At 69.6% G+C, this 25,698-nt stretch carries 24 protein-coding genes; 18 read left to right on the top strand and 6 right to left on the bottom strand.

Features of this window, described 5'->3' with window-relative positions; genetic code table 11:
* The first annotated feature begins 20 nt into the window (after positions 1-20).
* The 6 genes from Q0812_RS05345 (at position 21) to Q0812_RS05320 (ending at position 7,801) form a co-directional block, all read left to right on the top strand.
* A complete protein-coding gene (locus tag Q0812_RS05345; protein WP_302109284.1) occupies positions 21-230 on the top strand; it encodes a ribbon-helix-helix domain-containing protein in 210 nt (69 codons plus the stop codon).
* Positions 231-363: 133 nt separating this feature from the next.
* Entirely contained in the window at positions 364-2,784 is a 2,421-nt protein-coding gene (gene gyrB, locus Q0812_RS05340) for a DNA topoisomerase (ATP-hydrolyzing) subunit B (protein ID WP_302109283.1), read from the top strand.
* A gap of 105 nt (positions 2,785-2,889) precedes the next feature.
* Positions 2,890-5,673, top strand: a complete 2,784-nt coding sequence (locus Q0812_RS05335; protein WP_302109282.1) for a TSCPD domain-containing protein — start codon at positions 2,890-2,892, stop codon at positions 5,671-5,673.
* 139 nt (positions 5,674-5,812) lie between these two features.
* Positions 5,813-6,388: a hypothetical protein gene (locus tag Q0812_RS05330; protein WP_302109281.1), complete on the top strand. Its 576-nt coding sequence runs from the start codon at positions 5,813-5,815 to the stop codon at positions 6,386-6,388.
* A gap of 52 nt (positions 6,389-6,440) precedes the next feature.
* A complete protein-coding gene (locus tag Q0812_RS05325; protein WP_302109280.1) occupies positions 6,441-6,929 on the top strand; it encodes a pentapeptide repeat-containing protein in 489 nt (162 codons plus the stop codon).
* 98 nt (positions 6,930-7,027) lie between these two features.
* Positions 7,028-7,801, top strand: a complete 774-nt coding sequence (locus Q0812_RS05320; protein WP_302109279.1) for a pentapeptide repeat-containing protein — start codon at positions 7,028-7,030, stop codon at positions 7,799-7,801.
* Positions 7,802-7,808: 7 nt separating this feature from the next.
* Here Q0812_RS05320 and aspS read toward each other — a convergent pair whose 3' ends face one another.
* The gene (gene aspS / locus Q0812_RS05315) at positions 7,809-9,587 is read right to left on the bottom strand and encodes an aspartate--tRNA ligase (RefSeq protein WP_302109278.1); all 1,779 of its coding nucleotides are present in this window, start codon (positions 9,585-9,587) and stop codon (positions 7,809-7,811) included.
* A gap of 165 nt (positions 9,588-9,752) precedes the next feature.
* On the opposite strand from aspS, the gene Q0812_RS05310 reads away from it, so the two are divergent.
* From Q0812_RS05310 to Q0812_RS05290, 5 genes are all read left to right on the top strand, one after another.
* Positions 9,753-10,430, top strand: a complete 678-nt coding sequence (locus Q0812_RS05310; RefSeq protein ID WP_302109277.1) for a P-loop NTPase family protein — start codon at positions 9,753-9,755, stop codon at positions 10,428-10,430.
* 32 nt (positions 10,431-10,462) lie between these two features.
* On the top strand, positions 10,463-12,643 hold the full coding sequence (locus Q0812_RS05305; protein WP_302109276.1) for an RNA degradosome polyphosphate kinase: 2,181 nt from the start codon (positions 10,463-10,465) through the stop codon (positions 12,641-12,643).
* Positions 12,627-14,111 carry a Ppx/GppA phosphatase family protein gene (locus tag Q0812_RS05300; protein ID WP_302109275.1) on the top strand — a complete coding sequence of 495 codons (1,485 nt, stop codon included), beginning with the start codon at positions 12,627-12,629 and terminating at the stop codon, positions 14,109-14,111. The genes Q0812_RS05305 and Q0812_RS05300 overlap by 17 nt, the downstream gene beginning before the upstream one ends.
* Positions 14,112-14,180: 69 nt before the next feature.
* Complete coding sequence (locus tag Q0812_RS05295) at positions 14,181-14,570, top strand: NADH:ubiquinone oxidoreductase subunit NDUFA12 (RefSeq protein ID WP_302109274.1); 390 nt, start codon at positions 14,181-14,183, stop codon at positions 14,568-14,570.
* Entirely contained in the window at positions 14,567-15,235 is a 669-nt protein-coding gene (locus Q0812_RS05290) for a DUF2155 domain-containing protein (RefSeq protein WP_302109273.1), read from the top strand. Before Q0812_RS05295 ends, Q0812_RS05290 begins: the two co-directional genes overlap by 4 nt.
* Here Q0812_RS05290 and aat read toward each other — a convergent pair.
* The 3 genes from aat to Q0812_RS05275 are packed head-to-tail and all read right to left on the bottom strand — an operon-like array spanning position 15,178 to position 18,129.
* Positions 15,178-15,840: a leucyl/phenylalanyl-tRNA--protein transferase gene (aat, locus tag Q0812_RS05285; RefSeq protein ID WP_302109272.1), complete on the bottom strand. Its 663-nt coding sequence runs from the start codon at positions 15,838-15,840 to the stop codon at positions 15,178-15,180. The two genes, Q0812_RS05290 and aat, sit on opposite strands and share 58 nt — an antisense overlap.
* A 14-nt stretch (positions 15,841-15,854) precedes the next feature.
* Entirely contained in the window at positions 15,855-16,652 is a 798-nt protein-coding gene (locus tag Q0812_RS05280; protein WP_302109271.1) for a C40 family peptidase, read from the bottom strand.
* Positions 16,653-16,710: 58 nt separating this feature from the next.
* On the bottom strand, positions 16,711-18,129 hold the full coding sequence (locus Q0812_RS05275; protein WP_302109270.1) for a leucyl aminopeptidase family protein: 1,419 nt from the start codon (positions 18,127-18,129) through the stop codon (positions 16,711-16,713).
* Between the two features lie 79 nt (positions 18,130-18,208).
* On the opposite strand from Q0812_RS05275, the gene Q0812_RS05270 reads away from it, so the two are divergent.
* From Q0812_RS05270 to Q0812_RS05240, 7 genes are all read left to right on the top strand, one after another.
* Positions 18,209-19,081 carry a tetratricopeptide repeat protein gene (locus tag Q0812_RS05270; RefSeq protein WP_302109269.1) on the top strand — a complete coding sequence of 291 codons (873 nt, stop codon included), beginning with the start codon at positions 18,209-18,211 and terminating at the stop codon, positions 19,079-19,081.
* A 166-nt stretch (positions 19,082-19,247) separates the two neighbouring features.
* Positions 19,248-20,333, top strand: a complete 1,086-nt coding sequence (gene fba, locus Q0812_RS05265; RefSeq protein WP_302109268.1) for a class II fructose-bisphosphate aldolase — start codon at positions 19,248-19,250, stop codon at positions 20,331-20,333.
* A 116-nt stretch (positions 20,334-20,449) separates the two neighbouring features.
* On the top strand, positions 20,450-21,079 hold the full coding sequence (locus Q0812_RS05260) for a hypothetical protein (RefSeq protein ID WP_302109267.1): 630 nt from the start codon (positions 20,450-20,452) through the stop codon (positions 21,077-21,079).
* A 36-nt stretch (positions 21,080-21,115) separates the two neighbouring features.
* Positions 21,116-22,321, top strand: a complete 1,206-nt coding sequence (locus Q0812_RS05255; RefSeq protein WP_302109266.1) for a cupin domain-containing protein — start codon at positions 21,116-21,118, stop codon at positions 22,319-22,321.
* A 70-nt stretch (positions 22,322-22,391) separates the two neighbouring features.
* Complete coding sequence (locus tag Q0812_RS05250; protein WP_302109265.1) at positions 22,392-22,598, top strand: DUF2093 domain-containing protein; 207 nt, start codon at positions 22,392-22,394, stop codon at positions 22,596-22,598.
* Positions 22,595-23,425 (top strand): M23 family metallopeptidase, encoded by an 831-nt coding sequence (locus tag Q0812_RS05245; protein ID WP_302109264.1) that lies wholly within the window; start codon positions 22,595-22,597, stop codon positions 23,423-23,425. Before Q0812_RS05250 ends, Q0812_RS05245 begins: the two co-directional genes overlap by 4 nt.
* An 85-nt stretch (positions 23,426-23,510) precedes the next feature.
* A complete protein-coding gene (locus Q0812_RS05240) occupies positions 23,511-24,023 on the top strand; it encodes a response regulator (protein ID WP_302109263.1) in 513 nt (170 codons plus the stop codon).
* Here the strand turns inward: Q0812_RS05240 and Q0812_RS05235 are convergent.
* Together Q0812_RS05235 and Q0812_RS05230 are read right to left on the bottom strand one after the other, a co-directional pair.
* The gene (locus Q0812_RS05235) at positions 24,002-24,910 is read right to left on the bottom strand and encodes a lysophospholipid acyltransferase family protein (RefSeq protein ID WP_302109262.1); all 909 of its coding nucleotides are present in this window, start codon (positions 24,908-24,910) and stop codon (positions 24,002-24,004) included. The two genes, Q0812_RS05240 and Q0812_RS05235, sit on opposite strands and share 22 nt — an antisense overlap.
* Positions 24,904-25,686, bottom strand: coding sequence for an SDR family NAD(P)-dependent oxidoreductase (locus Q0812_RS05230; protein ID WP_302109261.1), 783 nt, complete (start codon positions 25,684-25,686; stop codon positions 24,904-24,906). The genes Q0812_RS05235 and Q0812_RS05230 overlap by 7 nt, the downstream gene beginning before the upstream one ends.
* Positions 25,687-25,698: the final 12 nt, after the last annotated feature.

Raw genomic sequence — 25,698 nt, 5'->3', positions numbered from 1 at the left:
CCCTCGAGCGTATGGCCACGATGAACATCTCCCTGCCGGACGCCCTGCGCGCCTTCGTCGATGAGCAGGTGGCGTCGGGCGATTTCGGCACCAGCAGCGAGTACATTCGCCACCTGTTGCGTCGGGAGCGGGACCTGGCCCGCGCGCAGGCCTCGGACGGCCCGGCGTCCGGTCCGGCGTCCGGTCCGGCGTCCAGTTCGCCCCAGGCGCGGCCAGGCTCAGGCCCCTAGGGTCGCATCGCCCTACGCGGTGGCTTTCTCACTGCCGACTCTCTATATCTAGAGGCACTCTGACGCGCGGGATTCGCCGCCGTCCGAACCCCTTCCAAAGGCCCCGCCGCCGGGGCGTTTCCGAACAGATTGCATGACCGACGAGACCACGCCTTCACCCGAGTACGGCGCCGAATCCATCAAGGTGCTCAAAGGTCTGGACGCCGTGCGCAAGCGGCCCGGGATGTACATCGGCGACACCGATGACGGCTCAGGCCTGCACCACATGGTCTATGAGGTGGTGGACAACGCCATCGACGAGGCCTTGGCGGGTCACGCCGACCTGGTGGAAGTGATCCTCAACGCCGACGGCTCGGCCACCGTCACCGACAACGGCCGCGGCATCCCCACCGACATCCACGAGGGCGAGGGCGTCTCGGCGGCCGAGGTCATCATGACCCAGCTGCACGCGGGCGGTAAGTTCGATCAGAACAGCTACAAGGTCTCGGGCGGCCTGCACGGCGTGGGCGTCTCGGTGGTCAACGCCCTGTCCGACTGGCTGGAGTTGGAAATCCATCGCAACGGCAAATCGCACCGCATGCGCTTCGAGCGCGGCGACGCCGTCAGTCCGCTGAAGGTCACGGGCGACGCGCCCGTCGTGGAGCGGGGCGGCGAACGCCAGCCGGCCACCGGCACCCGCGTCACCTTCTATCCCTCCAAGGACACCTTCGCCTTCATCGATTTCGACCGGAAGACGCTGGAGCACCGCCTGCGCGAGCTGGCCTTTCTGAACTCGGGCGTGACCATCCGCTTCGCCGATCTGCGCGAGGCCGAGCCCTTCGAAGAGTTCATGCACTACGAGGGCGGCGTCGAGGCCTTCGTGCGGCATCTGGACAAGTCCAAGCATCCGCTCCTGAAGGAGCCGCTGTCCATCCGTGGCCGCAAGGACAACATCGAGGTCGACCTGGCCCTGTGGTGGAACGACAGCTACCACGAGACCATGCTGTGCTTCACCAACAACATCCCGCAGCGGGATGGGGGCACGCACCTGTCGGCCTTCCGCGCCGCGCTGACGCGCGTGGTCGGCGGCTATATCGAAAGCTCGGGCCTGGCCAAGAAGGAGAAGGTCTCCGTCTCGGGCGAGGACGCGCGCGAGGGCCTGACCTGCGTGCTGTCGGTCAAGCTGCCAGATCCCAAGTTCAGCTCGCAGACCAAGGACAAGCTGGTTTCGTCCGAGGCCCGCCCTGCCGTGGAGGGCCTGGTGCAGGAAGGCCTGTCCCAGTGGTTCGAGGAGCATCCCAACGAGGCGCGCCAGATTGTCGGCAAGATCGTCGAGGCCGCCGCCGCCCGCGAGGCGGCGCGCAAGGCCCGTGACCTGACCCGACGCAAGTCGGCGCTCGACATCACCTCATTGCCCGGCAAGCTGGCCGACTGCCAGGAACGCGACCCGGCCAAGTCCGAACTTTTTATCGTCGAGGGCGACTCGGCCGGCGGCTCGGCCAAACAGGGACGCAACCGCGAGAACCAGGCGGTCCTGCCCCTGCGCGGCAAGGTGCTGAACGTGGAGCGGGCGCGCTTCGACAAGATGCTGGGCTCCGAACAGATCGGCACCCTGATCATGGCGCTGGGCGCGGGGATTGGCCGGGATGAGTTCGACCTGGCCAAGCTGCGCTACCACAAGATCATCATCATGACGGACGCCGACGTGGACGGCGCCCACATCCGCACGCTCCTGCTGACCTTCTTCTATCGCCAGATGCCCGAGGTGATCGCCGCGGGGCACCTCTACATCGCCCAGCCGCCGCTCTATCGCGTCTCCAAGGGCAAGGCGTCGCGCTATCTGAAGGACGACTCCGAGATGGAGGCCTTCCTCGTGGAGGAGGGCGTCGAGGGCGCCGAGCTGGACCTGTCGACGGGCGAGCGCCTGACCGGCCGGGACCTCGAATCCCTGGTCCGCGAGGCCAAGACCGCCAAGGCTCACATCGACCGGCTGTCCCTGCGCGCGCCGGCCTTCGCCATCGAGCAGGCCGCCCTTGCGGGACTGTTCGGCGAAGACGCCGACCTGGCCGCCGCGGGCCGCCGTCTGGACCTCTACAACGAGGAGGGGGACGGAAGCTGGAGCGCCGAGCCGGGTCTCCAGGGCTCGGTGGTGTTCTCGCGTCTGCGTCGGGCGGTGTCCGAACGCATCGTGCTGGAGGAGCAGCTGATCCGCAGCCTCGATGCCCGCAAGCTGGCCGAGAAGGCCGCCGTGCTGGCCGAGGCCTTCCCCAACCCGGCCGTGTTCCGGCGCAAGGAGCGTTCGACCACCGTGCGCGGCCCCCTGGATCTGGTGGCCGCGGTGCTGGACGCCGGGCGCAAGGGCCTGTCGATCCAGCGCTACAAGGGCCTCGGTGAAATGAACGCCGAGCAGCTGTGGGAGACCACCCTCGATAAGGAGGCGCGCACTCTGCTGAAGGTGCGGGTCGAGCACGCCGACGACGCCGACGACCTGTTCTCCAAGCTGATGGGCGATGTGGTCGAGCCGCGCCGCGAGTTCATCCAGGAGAATGCGCTCGACGCCGAGGTGGACGTCTAGACCCAACATCTTGTGGGCAACCTGGCGGTAAGCGGCCAGATTTATTGCCCGCCTTCCCCCGAAAGCCTAGGCTGATCCCGTTCCTGACAGGCGGGAGGGACAGCCGTGCGTTTTGATGACGTCTTCTGGCGCGACCTTGATCTGATCGACCTTCGCTCGCGCGAGGTGGAGCGACCGCACGGCTGGATCGAGACGCGGGCCCCGGCGGGATGGTCCACGGCTCGGGTGGAGGCCTGGCTGGACTGGGCCGCGCGCCAGCCCGCGGACCTGCCCAACCTCGCTCACCGTATGACGGGCCTGGAGAGCATCGAAGATGTTCTGGACGGCGGCGTGGCCGCCTTCGCCCGCCGCACGGCGGCCTGGGGCTTCGCCTGCGGCGCCTTCGAAAGCGCCGGCGAGGCTGATCGCTTCGCGCGCGAGGTCGCCGCCTCGATTCTCCTGGGCTTGGCGGCGCCCGCTGAAAGTCCGGCCGACGGCGCGCGCCGCCATCCCGTGGCCGGCGATCCGATCGCCCCGGCGCCGCCCGTCGCCCGTCTGAGCCTGGACGATCCCGACTTCGAGACGCAGATGTCGCGCCGCCGGGCTGAGGCGCGCGCCGAGCGCCTGACCCGATCAGCCTTGGACCTTCTCAGGGATCGGCTGTCCGAGGTGACGGCGGCCGTGCGTCGCTGCGAAGGCGATCCGGCCGCCTGCGCCGATCCGGCGCGTAACCCCGCCCTGGCCCGCGCCATGCGCGCCGCGCGCGAGGCCGGCGCCGATGACGAGGCCCTGGCCGCCGCCGTGACGGGCGAGACGGGCATGACGGGCGCCGCGAGCGCAGCCCTTCGGCTGGAGCCTGTGCTGGCCGACCGCACCCTGGTGGAAGCGTCCAGCCTGTCGGCGCGCGCCCTGGCGGCGGCCTCCGCCGAGACGGGCGCCCTGACCCTGGTGTTCAGCGCTGATGACGCCGAAGCGCTCGACCGGCTGCGCGCGGCGCCCCGGGCCGCCCTGGACCTGTCGGCCTTGGTCTCGGGTGAAGGTGAGGCCGACCTTGAGCGGCTTCGCGCCGTAACCCGGCTGTGGGTCACTGTGCTCGACATTCAAGCCGGCTGCGCCTTCCACGTCGAGGCCGAAGCGGCGCGGACCGCCGCCGCGCTTCGGCCCGCCTGCCTGTCCCTGGCCGGGTTGGGTCGTGCCGCCGTGCTGGCGGGAGTCGGCTACGGCGGCGAACCTGGGGCCGCCTGGGCCATGGGCGTTCAGGCGGTGATGGACGCCGCCGCCTGGTCCGCCTCGGCCGAGCTGGCCCGCCGGGTGCATCCCTTCGTCGAATGGCCCGCCGAGCGTGAGCGGCTGATCGGGCGGCTGGAGGCGGCGCGCGAGACGGCGGCCGCCCTGCCGGAGCCCTTCAACGCCGCAGCAGACTATGCCGCCGCCCTGAAGGCCGCCGCACGCACCGGACTGCGCAACGCCCAGCTGACCGGCGCCCTGGACGATGCCGAGCTGACCCTGCGTCTGGGCGGCGCGGCCCCGGGCGCCCAGCCCTGGCCTGGCCCCAAAGGGGTCTTTGAGACCGGCGACGGCGAGCTGTTTCAGGGTCTGACCTTTGAGACTAGCGCGCTGCTGCGCCGTCATGACTGCGATGTGCAGGCCGCCGAGCGGCGCCTGCTGGGCCGCCGCATCGTCAGCGGCTCGGCCCTGCTGGACCTGGAGCGCCTGCGCGCAGAGGGCCTGACGGATCACGAGTTCGACCTGCTGGACCAGGCCGCCCAGCAGGTCGATTCGCTGGAGGCGCTGTTCCATCCGGCGGTGCTGGGGCGCGGCTTCTGCCGCGACGTGCTGGGCCTCGAACTCGGCGACGACGATGTCCTGGCCCGCCTCGCGCCTGAGGCGGACCGGGCGGCGCTGTCCGCTGAAATCTTCGGCCACCCGGACTTCCACGGCTGGAACGGGGCCGAAGCCCTGCCGCCGGCCCTGCTCAGCGCCGACGACCTAGCCGCGCGCCAGATCATGATCCGGGCGCTGGAGGTCTTCACCGATGCGCCAGTGGTCACGACCACACAGCTGGCCGCTGATCAACGCGATGATGCTGCGGTGCGCCTTCAGGCGCAGGCCGCGCGCGCGGGCGTAAGAAGCGTGCGCCTCTATCGCCGCCCGGCGCCCGCGGGCGCCCTGTTCGAGCTGCCCCCTGAGCGTGAAGCGCCCGCCCGCCCCGCCGCCGCCGAACCGTCTGAACCGCGCGTGGTCGAAAAGGTCATCGAGCGCGAACGCCGGCGGAGGAAGCTGCCGGACCGGCGCAAGGGCTACATCCAGAAGGCCTCGGTCGGGGGCCACAAGGTCTATGTCCACACCGGCGAGTACGAGAACGGCGAGCTGGGCGAGATCTTCCTCGACATGCACAAGGAAGGGGCCGCCTTCCGCAGCGTGATGAACAACTTCGCCATCGCGGTCTCCATCGGCCTGCAGTACGGGGTGCCGCTGGACGAATTCGTCGACGCCTTCGTCTTCACCCGCTTCGAGCCGTCTGGCGCGGTTACGGGCAACGACTCGATCCGCTCGGCCACGTCGATCCTGGACTACATCTTCCGCGAGCTGGCGGTGTCCTATCTGGACCGCCAGGACCTGGCCAACCCGGAGCCGGGCGGCGACCGCGACGGCTTCGCCCAGCCTGCGGTCGAGGGCGAGGAGGCGGCGGTGCCCGCGGCCCGCTTCATATCCAAGGGCTTCGCCCGGGGCTCGGCGCCGGACAATCTGGTGGTGCTGCCCTTCGGCAAGAAGGAAGCGGCGCCCGCGCCGCGTCCGGACCGTCCCACGGCCGAGGTCTGCCCGGCCTGCGGAGATCTGACCCTGCAGAAGAAGGGCGCGGGCTGGGAATGCGACGCCTGCGGCGCTGCGCCGATGATGAGCGGCTGAACCGGATACGTTTGATCCAACGCAAGGCCCGCAAGGCGCTATGCCGGCATGGTTAAGGCGCACCGGGGGCAGGCGGATGAGAGAGCGTAGGGCCATATTCTGGGGAGCCGCGGCTTCGGCCGGCTGCTCGCTCGCCTATGTGGCGGCCCAGTTGCTGGAATGGATGGGCCTAATAGGGTCCGCTGGCGGACCCCACAGCAGCAGTTCAGCCTTGGGGCTCTACCTCCTGCTGACACCGTCGCTGCTCCTCGGACCATGTTTCGTCCTGGCCGTCGCGGGTCTTCAAGCCCGTCGGCCGGCGGACCCACTCGGCGCCGCTGCTCTGGCTTTCTCCGCGATCTATGCGGCCCTCACCGGCGCGGTCTACTTCATGCAGCTGACGCTGGTCGCTCCCGCGCTTCAGCAGGGACGGGAGGCGTCGGTGGCCTGGCTCCGCTTCGTGCCGTTCGAGTCGCCCCTCTATGCCGTCGATCTGCTTGGCTATGGCTTCATGAGCCTGGCGTGCCTGTCCGCAGGTCTGGCGCTTGGGCGTGACAGGCCCGCAGCTCTCGCGCGCGCCCTTCTGATCGCCACGGGCCTTCTGCTGCCCTTCATCACGCTCCAGATGTTCTGGCCGCCGCTGATCTGGGTCGCTGCTTTATGGGGAATCACCTTCCCTCTGGCGATGTTGGCGCTGGCCCAGTGGGCGAGGCAGGCCATCGATCCGATCCTTTGATGCTCGGCCCGATTTTTGCAGGACAGGTGCTGACAACCCCAGGAGTCCCGCCATGCGCCGCGTCGCCATCCTAGCCGCCCTGATCGCCCTGTCGGCCGCCACGCCCGTCCTGGCCCAGAACGCCGGTCAGATCGCCCGCGTGCGCGGGGGCGCCAGCTGTTCGGGCTGCAATCTCTTCCAGGCCGAACTGACCGGACTAGAGGCGCGCGGCCTGAACCTGTCGGGGTCGCGCCTGCGCCAAGCCGATCTGAGCCTGGTCGTGATGAACCGCACCAACTTCAGCCATGCGGACTTGCGCGATGTGAACGCCTACGGCGGCGTCTTCTCCTCGTCCCGGTTCGGGGGCGCGAACCTGACCAACGCCTCCTTCGTGGGGACCTATCTGGAGGGGTCGGACTTCTCCGGCGCGACGCTGACCGGGGCGAACTTCAGCGGCGCCCAGCTGTCGCGGGCGACCGGATTGCGTCAGAGTCAGCTCAACCAGGCCTGTGGGGACGCGGCCACCGAACTGCCCGCGGGCCTTAGCCTTCCGGCCTGTTAAGCCTAGCTGCAGCGTGTCCGAACGGCGCCCGGTTCGTGACCATCGCCTTACCCCGATTTAAGTAGCATCCCAGCCCTTCAGCGTTTTCAATGAGGATTATGAAGACGCCCCGCTTCCCCCTACGCGCCCTGATCGGGCTCAGCCTCGCCGCACTGGCGACGGCCGTGGCCCTGCCCGCGGCCGCCGGCGGCGGACCGGAGGTGGCGCGACGCGTGGCCGTGGGCGGCGCCTGCACCGACTGCGACCTGTCGAACCGGCGCATGACCGGCGTGGTCATCTCGCGAGCCGTCTTCATGCGCGCAAGCTTCCGCAACACTGATCTGCGGGCCTCAGAGCTGACGGACGTGCATTTCATCGACAGCGACCTCAGCGGCGCCGACTTCACCGGGGCCGAGCTGGACCGCGTGACCCTGCGACGCACCGTCTTGATCGAAACCCGCTTCAACGGCGCTGAGATGATGCATGCCCAGCTGATGGACGCCAGCGCCAGCCGGGCCAGCTTCGCTGGCGCGGACCTGACCGGCGCCAATCTGTCGAGCGCCGACCTGTCGGGGGCCAGCTTCCGCGATGCGGATTTGACCGGCGCCAACCTGACGGGCGCCAACCTCAGCGGGGCGGATTTCCGCAACGCGGACTTCGGTCGCACCAACCTGTCGGGGGCCAACCTGTCCCGGGCGCGTAACCTGACGGCGGACCAGCTGGAGGACGCCTGCGGGAGCGGCGCGACCCAGCTGCCGCGGGGCCTGACGATCCGCCCCTGCCGCACCATGGTTGTGGTTCGCCCGCATCCGGCGCCTCGTGCGCCGACCCCGCCGCTGCCGCCGCCCGCGCCGGGCCGCCGCTACATCATCGCGGGCGAGACGGCCGACTAGAGCGACCTCAGACCTTGATCGGCGGCGCTGTGCGGATGTGCAGCTCCTTGAGCTGACGATCAGTCACTTCCGCCGGCGCGTTCATCAGCAAGTCCTGTCCCTGCTGGTTCAGCGGGAAGGCGATGACCTCGCGGATGGCCTGCTCGCCCGCCAGCAGCATGACGATGCGGTCAATGCCCGGCGCAAGACCGCCGTGTGGCGGCGCGCCATAGCGGAAGGCGTTCAGCATGCCGCCGAACTGCTCCTCGACCACCTCGGGGCCGTAACCGGCGATCTCGAAGGCCTTGAGCATGATCTCCGGCTTGTGGTTCCGGATCGCGCCGGAGCACAGTTCATAGCCGTTGCAGACGATGTCGTACTGGTAGGCCAGAATCTCCAGCGGATCCTTGCTCTCCAGAGCCTCAAGCTCGCCCTGCGGCATGGAGAAGGGATTGTGGCTGAAGTCGACGCGCTTCTCGTCCTCGTTCCATTCGAACATGGGGAAGTCGACGATCCAGCAGAAGCGGAAGACGTCGTCCGAGATCAGGCTCAGCTCTTGCCCCAGCTTGGTGCGCGCATTGCCGGCGAACTTGTGGAAACCCTTGGGGTCGCCCGCCACGAAGAAGGCGGCGTCGCCCTGGCCCATCCCCAGCGCCTTCATGAGGGCGCCGGTCTGGTCAGCACCGAGGTTCTTGGCGATAGGCCCGCCCCAGGCGCCCTGATCGTCCGACCAGAAGACATAGCCCAGCCCCGGCTGGCCCTCGCCCTGGGCCCAGGAGTTCATCCGATCACAGAAGGCGCGCGACCCGGCCTTGGGCGCCGGAATGGCCCAAACCGCATTGCCCGCGGTCTCGAGGATGCGTGCGAACAGGCCGAAACCGCCGCCGCGGAAGTGCTCGGACACGTCCTGCATCTCGATGGGGTTGCGCAGGTCCGGCTTGTCTGTGCCGTACTTGGCGATCGCCTCGCGGTAGGGGATGCGCACGAAGGGATAAGGATCGACCGCGCGGCCCTTCGCGAACTCCTCGAAGACGCCGTGCATCACCGGCTCGATGGCGGCGAAGACGTCCTCCTGGGTGACGAAGCTCATCTCGACGTCGAGCTGGTAGAACTCCAGGCTCCGGTCCGCGCGCAGGTCCTCGTCGCGGAAGCAGGGGGCGATCTGGAAGTAGCGGTCGAAGCCCGAGACCATCAGCAGCTGCTTGAACTGCTGGGGCGCCTGGGGCAGCGCGTAGAACTTGCCGGGATGCAGGCGGCTGGGAACCAGGAAGTCGCGCGCGCCTTCGGGCGACGAGGCCGTCAGGATGGGTGTCTGGAACTCCAGAAAGCCCTGGTCGAACATGCGCCGCCGGATCGACTGGATCACCTGCGAGCGCAGCACGATGTTGCGGTGCAGGGTCTCGCGGCGCAGGTCCAGATACCGGTGCTTCAGCCGGATTTCCTCCGGGTATTCGGGCTCACCGAAGACGGGCAGGGGCAGCTCGGCGGCCTCGGACAGCACCTCCACACCGGTGACGCGCACCTCGATCTCGCCGGTGGGCAGGTTCGGGTTCACGGTCTCGGGCGTGCGCGCCACCACCTCGCCCTCGACGCGGATGACGCTCTCGGCGCGCAGGCGTTCGGCCACGTCGAAGCCCGGCGTTCCCGGATGCAGCACCAGCTGCGTCAGGCCGTAGTGGTCGCGCAGGTCGATGAACAGCAGCCCGCCATGGTCGCGCTTGCGGTGAATCCACCCCGACAGGCGCACGGTCTGGCCCGTGTCGGAGGCGCGTAGCGCGCCGCAGGTGTGAGAGCGATAGGCGTGCATCATCAGGCTTTAGTCTTCGCGCAAGCGGCTGTTCCGGAAGGCGCCGAAAGCGCACGGCGCCCTTGCCCTGTCAAGGTCCGTCCACAGGCGGCCCTCGCCATCCCCGCTTCGCACAGGGGCGGTGATTTGGCGCCGCCGAACGGGCATCTGCTAGAATGTCGCCGAATGTCTCGCCGCCACGCCACACCCCAGCTCAGTCTCGACTTGCCGCCCAGCGAGCCGACCAGCGCGGCCGTGGTGGGCGCCAGCAACGCCGAGGCCATCCACGCCCTCGCCGCCTGGCCGATGGAGCCGGGCGCCCTGGCCCTGGTCGGACCCGCCGGCTGCGGCAAGAGCCTGATCGCGCAAGGATGGGCCGAACGCGTGGGCGCCTTCGCCATGCGCGGCGCCGAGGCGGACCTGGCTGACCTGCCCGAGCTGGAAGGCCGTCCCGTCCTGCTCGATGAGGCGTCCGAGGCCTCGGACGAGACCCTGTTCCACCTGCTGAACCTGGCCCTCCTGCCCGGCGGGGCGCTGCTGCTTGTGGACCGGGCGCCGCCCTCGACCTGGCAGGCGGCCCTGCCCGACCTGCGCTCGCGCCTGGACGCCCTGCGCGTGCTTACCGTTGAGGCGCCGGACGATGCGGTGCTTTCCGGAATGCTGATCCGGTCCTTTGAGGCGCGGGGCCTGCGGCCGCCGGAGGATCTGATCGCCTATCTGGTGCGCCGCATCGAGCGGACGCCCGCCGCAGTGATCCGGATCGCCGCCGATCTCGACCATTTCGCGCAAGGCCGGGGCGTGACGCGGTCGCTCGCGGTCGCCTTCTTCGCCCAGGAGCATGAGAGCGGCGACCTCCTCGATTGACGGGGAGGGGCCAGCCCGCCAGAACCGGCCCCATGACCCGCAAGGCCGCTGCGCCAGAGACGCTGTTGCTGGACGAGGCCCTGATGGCCTCGCCGGATCGCTTCTTCAATCGCGAGCTGTCCTGGCTGGCCTTCAATCGTCGCGTGCTGGAGCAGGCCGCGCGGTCGGGCCATCCCCTGCTGGAGCGGCTGCGCTTCCTCGCCATCTCGGCCTCGAACCTGGACGAGTTCTACATGGTGCGGGTGGCGGGCCTGAAGGGTCAGGTGCGCGAAGGCGTGCGCAGCCTCAGCCAGGACGGCCTCACCCCGGCCGAGCAGCTTGCGCGCATCGATCAGGCGGCCGGCGCCCTGATGGCCGAGCAGCAGAAGCGCTGGCGCAAGCTGCGCGCCGAGCTGGCCGACGCGGGCATCCAGCTGGTCGACGCCGATCAGGTGACGAGAACCGAGCGCGAGCGGCTCGAGCCCGAGTTCCTCAATCGGCTGTTCGCGGTGCTGACGCCCCTGGCCGTCGATCCGGCCCACCCGTTTCCGTTCCTGCCCAATCTGGGGTTCGCCTTGGCGTTGAAGCTGAAGCGGCGCACCGACGGCAAGTCGCTGTACGCTCTGGCGCCCATGCCGACCCAGGTGCAGCGCTTCTGGAGGCTGCCGACCGACGGCCGCTCGGCCAAGGGACGCAGCCGTTTCATCGCCCTGGAAAGCGTGGTCCGCCTGTTCATCGACCACCTGTTCCCGGGCTGCGATGTGGAGCAACAGGGGCTGTTTCGCCTGATCCGCGATTCCGACATCGAGATCGAGGAAGAGGCCGAAGATCTGGTGCGCGAGTTCGAGGCGCGGCTGAAGCAGCGGCGCATGGGCTCGGTGGTGCGGGTCAAGATCGAAGCCTCGATGCCCGAGGAGCTGCGCGCCTTCATCCTCGACCAGCTCGAGGCGCAGGACGCGGACGTGGTGACGGTCGACGGCGTTCTGGGCCTGGCCCAGCTCACCCAGCTGATCCCCGACGACCGGCCCGAGTTGAAGTTCAAGCCCTATGAGCCGCGCTTTCCCGAGCGCATCCGCGAGCACGGCGGCGACTGCTTCGCGGCCATTCGTGAGAAGGACATCCTGGTCCACCACCCCTTCGAGAGCTTCGATGTGGTGGTGCAGTTCCTCAGGCAGGCGGCGCGCGATCCGCACGTCATCGCCATCAAGCAGACGCTCTACCGCACCTCCAAGGACAGCCCCATTGTCGCCGCCCTGATCGAGGCGGCCGAGAACGGCAAGAACGTCACCGCCCTGGTCGAGATCAAGGCGCGTTTCGACGAAGAGGCCAATCTGAAATGGGCCCGGGCCATGGAGCGGGCCGGGGTCCACGTCGTCTTCGGCTTCGTGGAGTACAAGACCCACGCCAAGCTGTCGGCGGTGGTTCGGCGCGAGGGCGAGGCGCTGCGGACCTACTGCCACTTCGGCACCGGCAATTATCACCCGGTGACGGCGCGCATCTACACCGACCTGTCGCTGTTCACGATCGAGCCCGCCATGGGCCGCGATGCAGCGCGGGTCTTCAACTACATCACCGGCTACGCGCCGCCGGGGGGGCTGGAGAAGCTGTCCGTCTCACCCCTGATGATGAAGCGCGACCTCCTGGCCCTGATCGAGGCCGAGATCGCCAACGCCGCAAAGGGCAGGCCCGCCGCCATCTGGGCCAAGATGAACGCCCTGGTGCACTGGGAGATCATCGACGCTCTTTACCGCGCCAGCCAGGCGGGCGTTCAGATCGATCTGGTGATCCGCGGCGTCTGCTGTCTCAGGCCCGGCGTTCCGGGGCTGTCCGAGAATATCCGGGTCAAGTCCATCGTCGGACGCTTCCTCGAGCACAGCCGCATCGTCTGCTTCGCCAACGGCCATGAGCTGCCCAGCCGCCATGCGCGGGTGTTCATCTCCTCGGCCGACTGGATGCAGCGAAATCTCGATCGCCGGGTCGAGGCGCTGGTCCCGATCGAGAACCCAACGGTGCATCGCCAGGTTCTGGGTCAGATCATGGTCGCCAATATGAAGGATGACGTGCAGAGCTGGGCCCTTCAGCCCGACGGCGGCTATGTGGCCATGGCGCCCGATCCGGGCGTGAAGGCGTTCTCATCGCACCAGTACTTCATGACCAACCCCAGTCTGTCGGGCCGCGGCAGCAAGCCCAAGACCCTGCCGGTCGAGATTGATTACGATGCCTCTGGGGTCTGACGGGTCCGTCCATGCCGCGGTGGTGGACGTGGGCTCCAACTCGGTGCGCCTCGTCCTCTACCGGCTCGAGGGGGCGGCTATCTGGACCGTCTACAATGAGAAGGTGCTGGCTGGTCTTGGCCGGGATCTGCCGGAGACCGGCCGCCTGTCCGAACCCGGCGCGGTTCAGGCCCTGGCGGCCCTGCGCCGATTCGCGGCGGTGCTTGAGTCCGCCCAGCCTGATCGCCTGCACATCGCCGCCACGGCGGCCGTACGCGAAGCTTCGGACGGGCTGGAGTTCGCCGAGCGCGTCGCGGCCGAGACGGGCCTGCACATCGACATCCTATCGGGCGAGGCCGAGGCCCGGGCGGCCGCCTGGGGCGTGCGCGCCGGCGACCCGCGCGCGTGCGGTCTGGTGGCCGACCTTGGCGGCTCCAGCCTGGAGTTGATCGAGCTGACGGACGAGGGACCGCGGGGCGGCGCCACCCTGCCGCTGGGGCCCTTCGCCCTGCCAGAGGGGCTGGATGACGACGGGGTGCGGGACCATATTCTCGGCCGTCTCAAGGACGCGCCCCTGCACCGGGGCGACACGCTCATCGCGGTAGGCGGCGCCTGGCGCAGCCTGGCTCAGTTCCACATGGAGCGCACCAGCCACCCCTTGCGCATCGTGCACCAGTACGAGCTGCCCGCCGCCGAGATGCTGGATACGGCGCGACTGGTGGCCGGCCTGTCGCCTGCGTCGCTGGAGCGCAGCCCCGGCGTGACCCGCCGCCGGGCGCCGACCCTGCCGCACGCGGCCGTGGTGCTAGAGGCCCTGACCGAGCATTTCGGCATCTCGCGTATGGTCTTTTCCGCCTTCGGTCTGCGCGAGGGCTTGCTCTATCAGGCCATGGACGAGGCGACGCGAGGACAGGATCCGCTGCTCGCCGGCGCGGCGGCGCTGGGCCGCCGCCAGGGCGCGGCCGAGAATCTGGGCCGGGCGCTGATAGGCTGGATCGGCGAGGCCTTCCGCGAACTGCCCCCCGCCTTCGGCGCTGACGAGGACCGTCGCCTGGTCGAGGCCGCCTGCCTGCTGTCCGACGTGGGCGCGCGGCTGCACCCGGATCACCGCGCCGACATGGTCCACGAGCAGGTCCTGCGCGCGCCGATCCCCGGTCAGACCCATGCGGAGCGCGCCTTCCTCGCCGCCGCGCTCAACGCCCGCTATGGCGGCCCGTCGGCCACCCCCTGGCCCGAGGGCCACGCCCGCCTGCTGGCGCAGGAACGCCGCCATCGCGCGCGGACGCTGGGCCTGGCGCTGCGTCTGGGATGCGACCTGTCAGGCCGCTCCGCCAGCCTTCTGGCCCAGGCCAGGCTGTCCATCGGCGATGAGGTGGTTCTGCGCGCCGCCAGGGGCTTCGCCGACGTCCTGCTGGGAGAGCAAACCACCCGCCGCGCCGAGGCCCTGGCCAGACACCTGGAGCTCAAGCTGAAGATGGAGGTCGCCTGAGCGATTCAGGCGTGTGGACGCTGCCCCCGCGCCCCGCTATTTTCGCCGGCGAGTGTTCTGGAGCGTCACGTGCTGAGCAAGATCTTCACCTGGTGGAACGGGGCGACCATCGGCACCTTGTTCACGGTCGGCCGTCGCGGCCGGCTTGTCGGCAAGGACGTCTTCGGCAACCGGTACTACGAGTCCAAGGATACCTCGTCCTATGATGGCCGTCGCCGCCGCTGGGTCATCTATAACGGCTACGCCGAGGCGTCGAAGGTGCCGCCGGACTGGTACGGCTGGCTGCACTACACCAGCGACGATCTGCCCTCGGATCAGGATGTGGGTCCGCGCTACGAGAAGCCCCACCTGCCTAATCTGACCGGCACCCCCATGGCGTGGCGTCGTCCCGGTTCGGTGGCCTCGGGCGAGAATCGCGCCCCGGCCACGGGCGACTATCAGGCCTGGACACCCGAATGACGCTGCGCCGCGCCGCCATCGTGGCTGTCTCGGGCCTTGCCGTGCTGGGCCTGATGGGCGCGCAGGAGGTCGAACTGCCGCCCGAACCGGCGCCGGTCCAGGCGCCGCCGCTCGTGCCGGCGCCCGCGCCGCAGCCGTCCCGTGACCCGGTGGCCGAGGCCCTTTCGGGCCAGCAGCCCGCCAGTCCTCAGGCCCAGGCCCAGCAAGAGTCCGAAGACGAAGCCGCCGCACCCGCCGAGGCGGTAGAGGTGGCGGAGGCCGACATTTCGCCCGCGCCCGATACGTCCGACGACGAAGACGAGGCGGCCGAGCCCGCCGCGCGCACGCGCCATCAGGCGGCGGTGATCCAGGCGCTGGACAAGATCACCGCCGAGACCATCCGCTTCGAGGCCCGTGTCGGCCGTCCGGTCAGCTACAAGGGCCTGATCTTCACCCTGCGCGCCTGCGAGAGCACCGCGGCGGACGAGCCGGTCAACGACGCCGCCGCCTTCCTTGAAATCAGCTCCCAGCCACGCGAGGTGTCGGGCCGCCGGCCCGCGCCGCGTCAGGTTTTCCGCGGCTGGATGTTCGCCCAGGCGCCGGCGGTGAACCCGCTACGTCACCCGGTCTATGACGCCTGGGTGATCTCGTGCAGGGACGCTCGCCCGTCCGCTCCGCGCGGGTAGGTCCAGAAGTCGGCCTCGATCCTAAGGGCCCGCTCCAGGCGCGCCAGATAGTCCGCCTGATCGATCTCGATGGCCCCCAGACTGGCCAGGTGCGGCGTCATGAACTGAGCGTCGAGCAGGGCGAACCGGCCCGCCTTCAGCCGCGCCGCCAGGTGAATCAGGGCCGCCTTTGACGCGTCCCGCGCGTCCGAGAACATGCTCTCGCCGAAGAAGGCGCCGCCCAGGGCCACGCCGTAAAGGCCGCCCACAAGGCGTCCGTCCGCCTCCCGGCACTCGATGCTGTGGGCGAAGCCCAGCCGGTGCAGCTCCAGATAAAGGGCGCGGATCGGGCCGTTGATCCAGGTGTCTTCGCGGCCCGGCCGCGCGGCGGCGCAGGCGTCGAGCACGCCTGCGAAGTCCTCATCGACCGTGACGGCGAAGCGATCCTGCCGCACCGTTCGCGCCAACCGCCGCGACACCTTGAGCCCCTCCAGCGGCAATAGGGCGCGCAGGCGGGGGCGCACGAAATAGACCTCGGGGTCGTCCCGGCTATCCGCCATGGGAAACACGCCCATGGCGTAGGCCTGGAGCAGGTCGTGGGGCGTCAGATCCGGCGTATAGGGCACGAACCCAGTCTAGATCAGGGGCGGCGCGCCGCCAGCACTTCTCCGAAGCCCTGGGCCTTCAGGTGGGTGAGTGCTTCGTGGAGCGGTTCACGCCGCACCTGGTCGCCGGGGGCGGCGTGGACGACTTCGTCCGCCTCCACGGCGATGAGCGCGTGCTCGGCCAGCAGGATCACATCGCCCCGGCGAACCTCGCCCAGCGGTACGCCCCTGCCGATGCGCTGCGCCATCAGGTCGGGCTGGCGGGGGCACCCCCGGCCGCAGGCGAACAGCGCCTGCTGAACCAGTCCCGGCCCGTCGATCCCGGCGCCGGTGCGGCCAGCCTCCAGCCAGGGCGTTCCCAGCCAGCGTTCGGCCACATGAGCCGGCCCGGAAGCGAAGGTTCCGATCTCGCTCAGCAGCGCCATGGGAAACGGCCCGAAGCCCTCGACCGCCGCCGTCTGTCCGATCACGGCGGTCACGCGGACCAGAGCGTTGAATGGCAGGACGTCGTTGATGGCGTCGACCCGGTGCGTCGGCAGGACGGTTCCCTCGCCGAAGACCTCCAAGGGCGCCCAGCCGACCACGCCGTCGCGCGCGGCCTGTCCCCAGGCCCACCCCTCGCGCGTCTCCAGCACGTCGAAGCGCTCGCCGAACAACAGCTGATCCACCGGCGCGGCGTCATCGGCAGGCCGGCCTCGCACAAGGGCGCTGGGCTCCAGACAGGTCATGGACCTGACCGGCTCATACCGCTCGGCGGCGAGCAGCCCCTCCAGCGCCTGCGCCGCCAGATCGGGCCGGGCCAGGGTCGTGCGCGGGTCGAAGGCGGGCGTCACGGGCGAAGGGCGCTCCTCAGGGAAGCGAAGAGCTTAGCCCGCAACTCCCAAAGCCAGCTTAACGCCCGCCGAAACGCCGTTCCAGCATGCGCAGACAGGCGCGCACTCCTTGCACCTCGCCGCCCGTAGGCCATCCCGGTCGCGAACGGGGGTTCCAGGCGAAGATATCGAAGTGGCACCACGACCCGGTCTCGGGGGCGAAGCGCTGCAGGAACAGGGCGGCCGTCACCGATCCGGCCTGAGCCCAGTCGGCGGAATCGTTCCGCAGGTCGGCGATGTCGGCCTCGACCGCCTCGCGATAGCCGGACCACAGCGGCATGCGCCACAGGGGGTCCACCACCTCGGCGGCGGCCTGTTGCAGCTCTCCGGCCAGGGTCTCGTCGTCGGTGTAGAAGGGGGGCAGCTCCGGCCCCAGAGCGATGCGCGCCGCGCCCGTCAGGGTGGCGAAATCCAGCGTCAGGTCAGGCTGAAGCTCGCCGGCCCGCTGCAGCGCGTCCGACAGAATGACCCGCCCTTCGGCGTCGGTATTGCCGATCTCGACCGTCAGGCCCTTTCGCGTGCGCACCACGTCGCCGGGCCGGAAGGCCTCGCCCGAGATCATGTTCTCCACCGCGGCGACCAGCACCACCAGGCGCACCGGCAGGTTCGCCTCCATGACCATGCGCGCCAGTCCCAGGGCGTGAGCCGCGCCGCCCATGTCCTTCTTCATGTTGCGCATGCCGGCGGCCGGCTTGAGGTCGAGGCCGCCGGAATCGAAGCAGACGCCCTTGCCGACCAGGGCCACCAGGGGCAGCTCAGTCTGGTCCAGCCGCCAGCCGAACTCGATGATGCGAGGCGCACGCGCCTCGGTCGCGGCGCGGCCCACGGCGTGCACCGCGGGATAGTTCTGCTCAAGCAGGGCCGGGCCCGTGATGACGCTGACCTCGGCGCCGTTCGCCTCGGCGATCTCGCGGGCGATGGTCTCGATCTGCAGCGGCCCCATGTCCGAGGCCGGCGTATCGACCATCTGGCGGATCAGGGCGCAGGCCTCGGCCACGCGCGCCACGCGGCCCAGGTCCACGCCCTCCGGGGCGACCAGCCGTGCGCGGCCGTTGTCGGCCTTGGCCTTGTAGCGATCAAAGGCATAGCCTCCCAGCGCCCAGCCCAGGGCGAAGGCTTCATCGTCCTCGGCCGCCAGACCTTCGACGCGATAGTCGCCCGCGGGCAGCCTGGCCGGCAGGCTCCGGCCTAGACGGTGCGCCCGCCCGGCCTGGCTGGGCCCGGTCCCGGCCAGCACTTCCACCAGGTGGCCGTCGGGGTCGGCGATAGGCAGGACGCGCCCGGCCTGGCCCTTGAAGCCGTGCGCTGTGGCCCAGGCCTGGGCCGGACCCTCCAGTCCCTGATCGGGCTCGATCAGCCGCAGGCGGATCGGCGCCTCGGCGCTGGCGATCACCGTCTGATGCAGGCCTGAGCCTGATCGGGCCTCGTTGGCGGACATGGGCGGGGGCCTCCAACCGTTAACCGAACATTGAGCCCATGGACGGCACCCTCACGGCGACGATCCAGGAGCTTCGCCCATGTCGCCCAAGCTGGCGCTCGCCGCAACCGCCGCCGTGGCGCTGATCGCCCAGCCCGCCGCCGCCTGGCCCTTCGGCGGCCGTGACCGCGCGGCCGAAACACCCGCGCCTGCCGCCCAGACCGCGGCCCCTGCCGCCGCTCCGAGCCAAGCCCAGGCCGCCGCTCCCCAGCGCGCCACGCCGGAACAGCGCGCCCAGATCCAGCGCATGGACGCTCTGTCGCGCTCCGTCTTCTGGACCGCCGAATTCGAACGCGATCCGACAGACGTCGAAGCCGGGCTAAACTTGGCGCGTGCCCTGCGCGAAATAGGCCGTCACGACGGCGCCGTTCAGGCTGCGGAGCGCCTGCTGGTCAGCGACCCGAACAATCTGGACGCCCGGCTCGAGCTGGGCCGCGCCCATATCGCCCGCGGCCAGGCCTTCTACGGCATCGCTCCGCTGGAGCAGGCCCAGGCCATGGCGCCCCGGGACTGGCGCATCCCGTCCCTGCTGGGGGTCGCCTATCGCCAGGTGGGCCGCACCGACGACGCCGAGGCCGCCTGGACCCTGGCCCAATCCCTTTCGCCCGATAACCCTTCGGTGCTGACCAACATCGCCCTGGCCAAGGCCGAGACCGGCGACGCCGCCGGGGCCGAAACCCTGCTGCGCCGCGCCGCCGCCCTACCGGGGGCCACGGCCCAGACGCGGCAGAATCTAGCTCTTGTGCTGGGCCTGCAGGGCAAGATCGGCGAGGCGGAACAGATCCTGCGTCGCGAACTGCCGCCCGAGTTGGCCGAGCAGAACCTGAACTGGCTGCGGTCCCAGCAGCCTGCCGGCCAGACCGCTTCGGCGTCTGCGCCACGCACCTGGGACAGCCTGCGCGCTGGTTCCTGACAGAGCATTCAGCGATCCCGGGCCGCGATTGCATCTGCGGCCGGGCCGGCCCTCTGTAACGAGCGGCGCGGCGATCGCCTGCTCGTCGCCTCGGCGTGACTTTTTGGGCGCGGTGGACTAGACCGCCCGGAAACTCACTTCCTTTTGCCCAGGGGGCTTTTCCGCGATGGCGCGCATCACGCTGCGACAGCTTCTCGACCACGCGGCCGAGAATGACTACGGCCTGCCGGCCTTCAACATCAACAACATGGAGCAAGGCCTGGCCATCATGGAGGCCGCCGACTCCGTGAACGCGCCGGTCATCATCCAGGCCAGCCGGGGCGCTCGTTCCTACGCCAACGACGTGGTGCTGGCGCGCCTGATCGACGCCCTGGTGGAGCTCTACCCGCACATCCCGGTCTGCATGCACCAGGACCACGGCAACGGCCCGGCCACCTGCGCCACCGCCATCCAATACGGCTTCACCTCGGTGATGATGGACGGCTCTCTGATGGAGGACGGCAAGACGCCGGCCGACTACGAGTACAATGTCGATGTCACCCGCCGGGTCGTGGACATGGCCCATTCCTGCGGCGTCTCGGTCGAGGGCGAGCTGGGCGTCCTGGGCAGCCTCGAGACCGGCATGGGTGAGAAGGAGGACGGCCACGGCTTCGAGGGCAAGCTGGACCACTCCCAGCTGCTGACCGATCCGGATCAGGCCGTGGACTTCGTCCAGAAGACCAAGGTCGACGCCCTGGCCATCGCCATGGGCACCAGCCACGGCGCCTACAAGTTCAGCCGCCAGCCCGACGGCGACGTCCTGGCCATGAACGTGATCGAGGAAATCCATCGCCGCCTGCCGAACACGCACCTGGTCATGCACGGCTCGTCCTCGGTGCCGCAGGACCTGCAGGACATCATCAATCAGTACGGTGGCCAGATGCCCCAGACCTGGGGCGTGCCGGTCGAGGAGATCCAGCGCGGCATCAAGCACGGCGTGCGCAAGATCAACATCGACACCGACAACCGCATGGCCATGACCGGCGCCATCCGCAAGCTGATGGCCGAGAAGCCCGGCGAGTTCGATCCGCGCAGCTATCTCAAGCCCGCCAAGGAGGCCATGCGCAAGGTCTGCGTCCAGCGCTTCCAGGAGTTCGGCGCCGAGGGCATGGCGTCGAAGATTCGGCCCCTCTCCACGGCCCAGATGGCCAAGCGCTACGCCTCCGGTGAACTTGACCCCAAGATTGGGCAGGCTTTGCAGGCTGCGGAATAGTTCGGAAACCAGCGTTTCCAGAAACAACCGTTGCCATAGACGGCCCCGCCCGGTAGTTTCTCTTTTGAAACAGGGGGTTAGTTGCGAACTATTCGCAATAGCAGAGGGGTAGGCTCATGGCCGACGAACAGGATCCCAAGGGCAAGGCGCGCCTGAACCGGCGCTCCTTCCTGACACGCGTGGCCGGCGGCGCCGCCGTGGCGGGCGGCGCTCTGACCGTAGTGGGCGGTGGCGCGGCCATGGCTCAGAACTACACGGGCCGCACCGATTCCGACTCGGGCGACCGGGCCAACTACGGCCGTACGGGCGTCACTGATTCCGACACCGGCTCGGGCCGCGACCGGGCCGGCTATGGCCGTGGCGGCAGCCGTTCCTCGGGCTGCACCGACAGCGACACCGGCTCCTACGCCGACGGCATCGGCCGTGGCCGCCGTTGCGGCGGCACCGGCGTTACCGACGCCGATTCCAGCGACCGCGCCGGCAACGGCCGCGGCGGGCGGACCGGCATCACGGATTCCGACTCCGGCGACCGCGCCAACTACGGTCGCGGCGGCGGCGGACGGACCGGCATCACCGACTCCGACTCCAGCGACCGCGCCAACTACGGCCGTGGCGGCAGCGGCAACCGCAACTACACGGGCCGCACGGACTCCGATCCCAGCGACGGCGTCGGCTACGGCCGCACCGGCCGCACCGACGCCGACACCGGCTCGGGCCGCGACCGCGCCGGCTACGGCCGCCGCTAAAAGCGTATCTGATCAGACCAGCGTGAGGCTCCTCCCATGAACCGCATCTCGGGGGGAGCCTCGCCGCGTCCCTGGCTGGCCCAGGGCGGCGACGCCATCAGCTGGCTGATCGGCCGCGAACAGGCGGCCCGCTTCCTCGACCAGACCTACGAGCGCCAGCCCCTTGTGGTCACCCACGAAGACCGGCGCCGCTTCAGCGACCTGCTGTCCTTCAAGGCCATCGACCAGCTGAACGCCGGGGCCGATCTGCGCGAGGGCCAGCTGATGCTGGTGGACGCCTCGCGGGACCTCCAGCCTTCGGCTTACGTCACCGAAACCGGCGCCATCGACCGCGGCGCGGTCGTGTCCCAGTTCCGCCAGGGCGCGACCATCGTCCTCAATCAGCTGCACCAGGGCGATGCGACGCTGGCGGCCTTCTGCCGGGCCATGGAGGCGGTGTTCTCCTGCCATGTGCAGACCAACATCTACCTGACGCCGCCCAACGCCCAGGGTTTCCGCACCCACTACGACAACCACGACGTCTTCGTCCTCCAGGTCGAGGGCGAGAAGGCCTGGCGCTTCTACAACACCCCCGTGGACCTGGCTTATCGCGGCGAGAACTTCAGCCACGACGAGCATCCCGTGGGCGAGGTCACCCACGAGTTCGTTCTCAAGGCCGGCGACGTCGCCTATCTGCCGCGCGGCCTGATGCACGACGCCCGCACTTCGGGCGACGAGCCCTCGCTGCACATCACCTGCGGCCTCATCGTCAAGACCTGGGCCGATCTGGTGCTGGAGGCGGTTTCCGAAGTGGCGCTGACCAGTCCTGAGTTCAGGCGCGGCCTGCCGCCCGGCTACGCGCGTCAGGACTTCGACCGCGGCGCGGCCAAGGTCTATTTCCGCACCCTGATGAAGACGCTGTCGGACCACGCGCGCCTGGAGGGCGCCATGGACCTCTTGGCCGATCAGTTCATCCGCTCGCGCGACGCCGACGTTTCCGGCGCCCTGGCGCTCGCGCCGCGACCCATCACCCCGGATCAGGCGTGGCGGGCTCGGGACGACACCCCATGGCGTCTGGCCGAGGACGGCGAGGGCCTGGCCCTCATCGCGCCGGGCGGCGATATCGCCTTTCCGATGGGGGACCGCGCGGCCATCGAGCTGGCCATGGGCGGCCAGACCTTCCGCGTGGGCGATCTTAAGGCCGAGGACCCCGAGCGCATGATCGCGCGCCTCAGCGACTACGGGCTGATCCAGCGCGCCTGAGGCGGCCGACTCGGGGGAAATCCCGGTCCGCCCCCTCGCCACCGTCGGCCCACGCGACTACCTTGTGGGCATGAACGTCCATGATCCGAACCTGTCCGACCTGGCCCAGCTGCACTACGGCGACGGCGAGTTCGTGGTGCTCAAGCCCGGCCGCTTCGTGATCTGCGCCGTCACCGGCGAGCGCATTCCGCTGGAGGCGCTGCGCTACTGGAGCGCCGAGCGGCAGGAAGCCTACCTCAGCCCGCGCGAGGCCATCTCGCGCATGGCGCCGCGGTGATCGGCCGCCGCACCCTGCTCGCCGCCGGGGCCCTGCTGCCCCTCGCCCGCCTGGCCCAGGCCCAGACCCGGGCTCCCACGCCTGAAGACATCCTGCCCCTGCGCGGACGGCTGGTTCAGGGCGGCCACGCCATCGGCCGCGCCGAGCCCGGTGCCGTGATCCGGCTGGACGGTCAGGAGGTGGGCCGCGCCTCTGAAGGAGGGTGGTTTATCGTCGGCTTCGACCGCGACGCGCCGCTCGAAGCGCGCATCTCCGCTGGTCCGCGCGAGCGCCTCATCGCCCTGGACCGCGGTGACTTCCCGATCCGGCGCATCGACGGCCTGCCGCCGTCCACCGTCACGCCCACGGACCCGGCGCTTCTGGAGCGCATCCGCCGCGAGGCAGAGCTCAAGCGTGCGGCCTACGCCAGCCGCGACCCTTCTGACCATTTCCGCGACGGCTTCGACTGGCCGCTGGAGAGCATCCGCGTCACCAGCCCGTGGGGCGCCCAGCGCATCCTCAACGGCACGCCGGCCCGGCCCCACTACGGCATCGACCTGGCCGCGCCCACGGGCGCGCCGATCCGGGCGCCGGCGGCGGGACTGGTGGTGCTGGCCGAACCGGACATGCATTTCGAGGGCGGACTCACCTTCATCGACCACGGCCAGGGCCTGATCTCGGCCTACCTGCACCAGTCGTCGCTTGACGTGCGTCAGGGCGACCGGGTCGTCCGTGGTCAGATCATCGGCCGGGCAGGCGACCGCGGTCGCGCCACCGGTCCCCACCTGTGCTGGCGGCTCAAGTGGCGGGATCAGAATCTCGATCCATCCCTGATGGTCCGCGCCTGAGGGCGCCTTTCAGTCACTATTAAGCAAGATTTCCGCCCCTAGACTCGCGCCCACCGATTCCGCCGCCCTCCAACGTCGAGCCTCCATGTCGTCTCTCAGCGCCCTGCAAGTCCTCCTCGTGGACGACAACCAGCACATGCGGGCGATCACGGCCACCATCCTGACGTCGGCGGGCATCCGCCGCATCCGCGAGGTTCGTGACGGGGCGGAGGCTCTGGAGGCGCTGCGCGACTGGCCCGCCGACGTGGCCATCGTCGACTTCAACATGTTCCCCATCGACGGAGTCGAGTTCACCCGCCTGGTGCGCAACAGCGGCGACAGCGCCAATCCCTATCTGCCCATCATCATGATGACCGGCCATTCCGAGCGCCGCCGGGTGCAGGAGGCGCGCGACGCCGGCGTCACCGAGTTCGTGGTCAAGCCGATTACGGCCAAGGCCATTCTCGAGCGGCTGAACGCCGTCATCTTCAAGCCCCGGCCCTTCATCAAGACCGAGAGCTATTTCGGCCCCTGCCGCCGCCGCGTGAACGCCAAGGCCTATGACGGCCCCTGGCGCCGGTCCACCGACCCTCGGAATCAGGCCTCGAGCGCCGCATAGGCCGCGTTCGGCCAGCGTTTGTGGACCCAGAACCACTCCTCCGGCCGCCGCCGCACCTGATCCTCGACGAAGCGTGTAACGGCTTGCGTGGCCGCGGCCACGTCCGCCGCCTTGTCCCCCGTCTTCGGCACCGGGATCGGATCGTGCACGACCACGCGGAAGCGGGCGCCCTTGATCCGCTCCACCGACATGGGCTGCAGCACCGTGCCGAAGCGCTGGGCCAGGCGTGACGGGCCGGGCGCGGCGTTCACGGGCTTGCCGAAGAACAGCACCTCGGGACCCTCGTTGAACTTCTGATCGTTCATCAGGGCGGCGGACTCCCCGCGCTTCAGGCCGTCCAGCAGTTCGCGCGCCCCCTCGGCCCCCTTGGGCGCGAACAGCTTCACGCCGTATCGTGCGCGGCTGTCGCGGATGATGCGGTCCACATAGGGGTTGTTGGTGGCCCGATAGGTGATCTGGCAGGGGACGCCCGCCTCCAGGATCACCAGCGGCATGATCTCGAAACAGGCGAAATGGCCCGACACGAAGACCACCGGCGGCGCGCCGTCGGCCAGCGCCTTCAGCCGCCCGTGCGGGTCCACCAGCTCCACCCGGCCCGAGGCCACGGTCATGCGGTTCAGGATCGGCGTCTCGGCGAAGGTGCGGCCGGTGTTGTCCCACTGGGCCTTCAGCATCCGGCGGCGCCACGCGGCGTCCTTCTCGGGAAAAGCCAGGCGCAGGTTTCTCTCGGCCGTGCGGTGTGCGCCCGTCAGCGGCCCCAGGGTCTTCAGCAGGGCGGCCCCCAGGCCCGAGGCCCAGTCCGTCGGCAGCGCCCGCATCAGGCCGAAGTAGCCGGCGAACAGCACGGCCTCCAGGCGCCACTGCAGGTCCTGGGCGCGGCTCACCATGCGATGGTGATCCCGCCGTCGACGACCAGGGTCTGGCCGGTCATGTAGGCGGATGCGGGCGCGGCCAGATAGACCGCCGCCCCCGCGATCTCGTCCGGCTGGCCGATGCGCTTCATGGGCATGGGATCGGTGGTGGCCCTGAGGATCTGCGGGTTCTCCCACAGGGCGCGGGCGAAGTCCGTCTGGATCAGGCCTGGCGCGATGCAGTTCACACGCACGCCTGACGGGCCGTATTCCACCGCCAGATTGCGGGCCAGCTGCATGTCGGCCGCCTTAGAGATGTTGTAGGCCCCGATCAGGGCGTTGCCGCGCAGGCCCCCGATCGAGCTGACGATGATGATCGAGCCGTCCTTGCGCTCCAGCATCTCCGGCGCGACCATCTGGATCAGCCAGTGGTTCGAAATGACGTTGTTCTGGAGGATCTTTTCGAACTGCTCGTCCGAGATGCCCGCCATCGGTCCCGCATAGGGATTGGAGGCGGCGTTGCAGACCAGGATGTCGATTCGCCCGGCCCAGGCGCGGGTCTCGTCGACCAGTCTTTGCAGATCGTCCTTCGAGCCGATGTTGGCTGGAACCGCGATGGCGCGGGCCTTCCCGTCGATTGGGCCGAAACGGGCGTTGATCGCCTGGGCGACCTCCTCGCACGGCGCGGCCTTGCGCGACGAGATCACCACCCGCGCCCCGTGCTCGGCCAGGCGCTCTGCGATGGCCTTGCCGATGCCCCGCGACGAGCCGGTGATGACCGCCGTCTTGCCGCTCAGATCGAAGAGTTCCACAGCCCCGCTCCG

This window comes from Peiella sedimenti (assembly GCF_030504955.1).
Classification (GTDB): Bacteria; Pseudomonadota; Alphaproteobacteria; order Caulobacterales; family Caulobacteraceae; genus Brevundimonas; species Brevundimonas sedimenti.
This window is presented reverse-complemented; position numbering and strand designations above follow the sequence as displayed.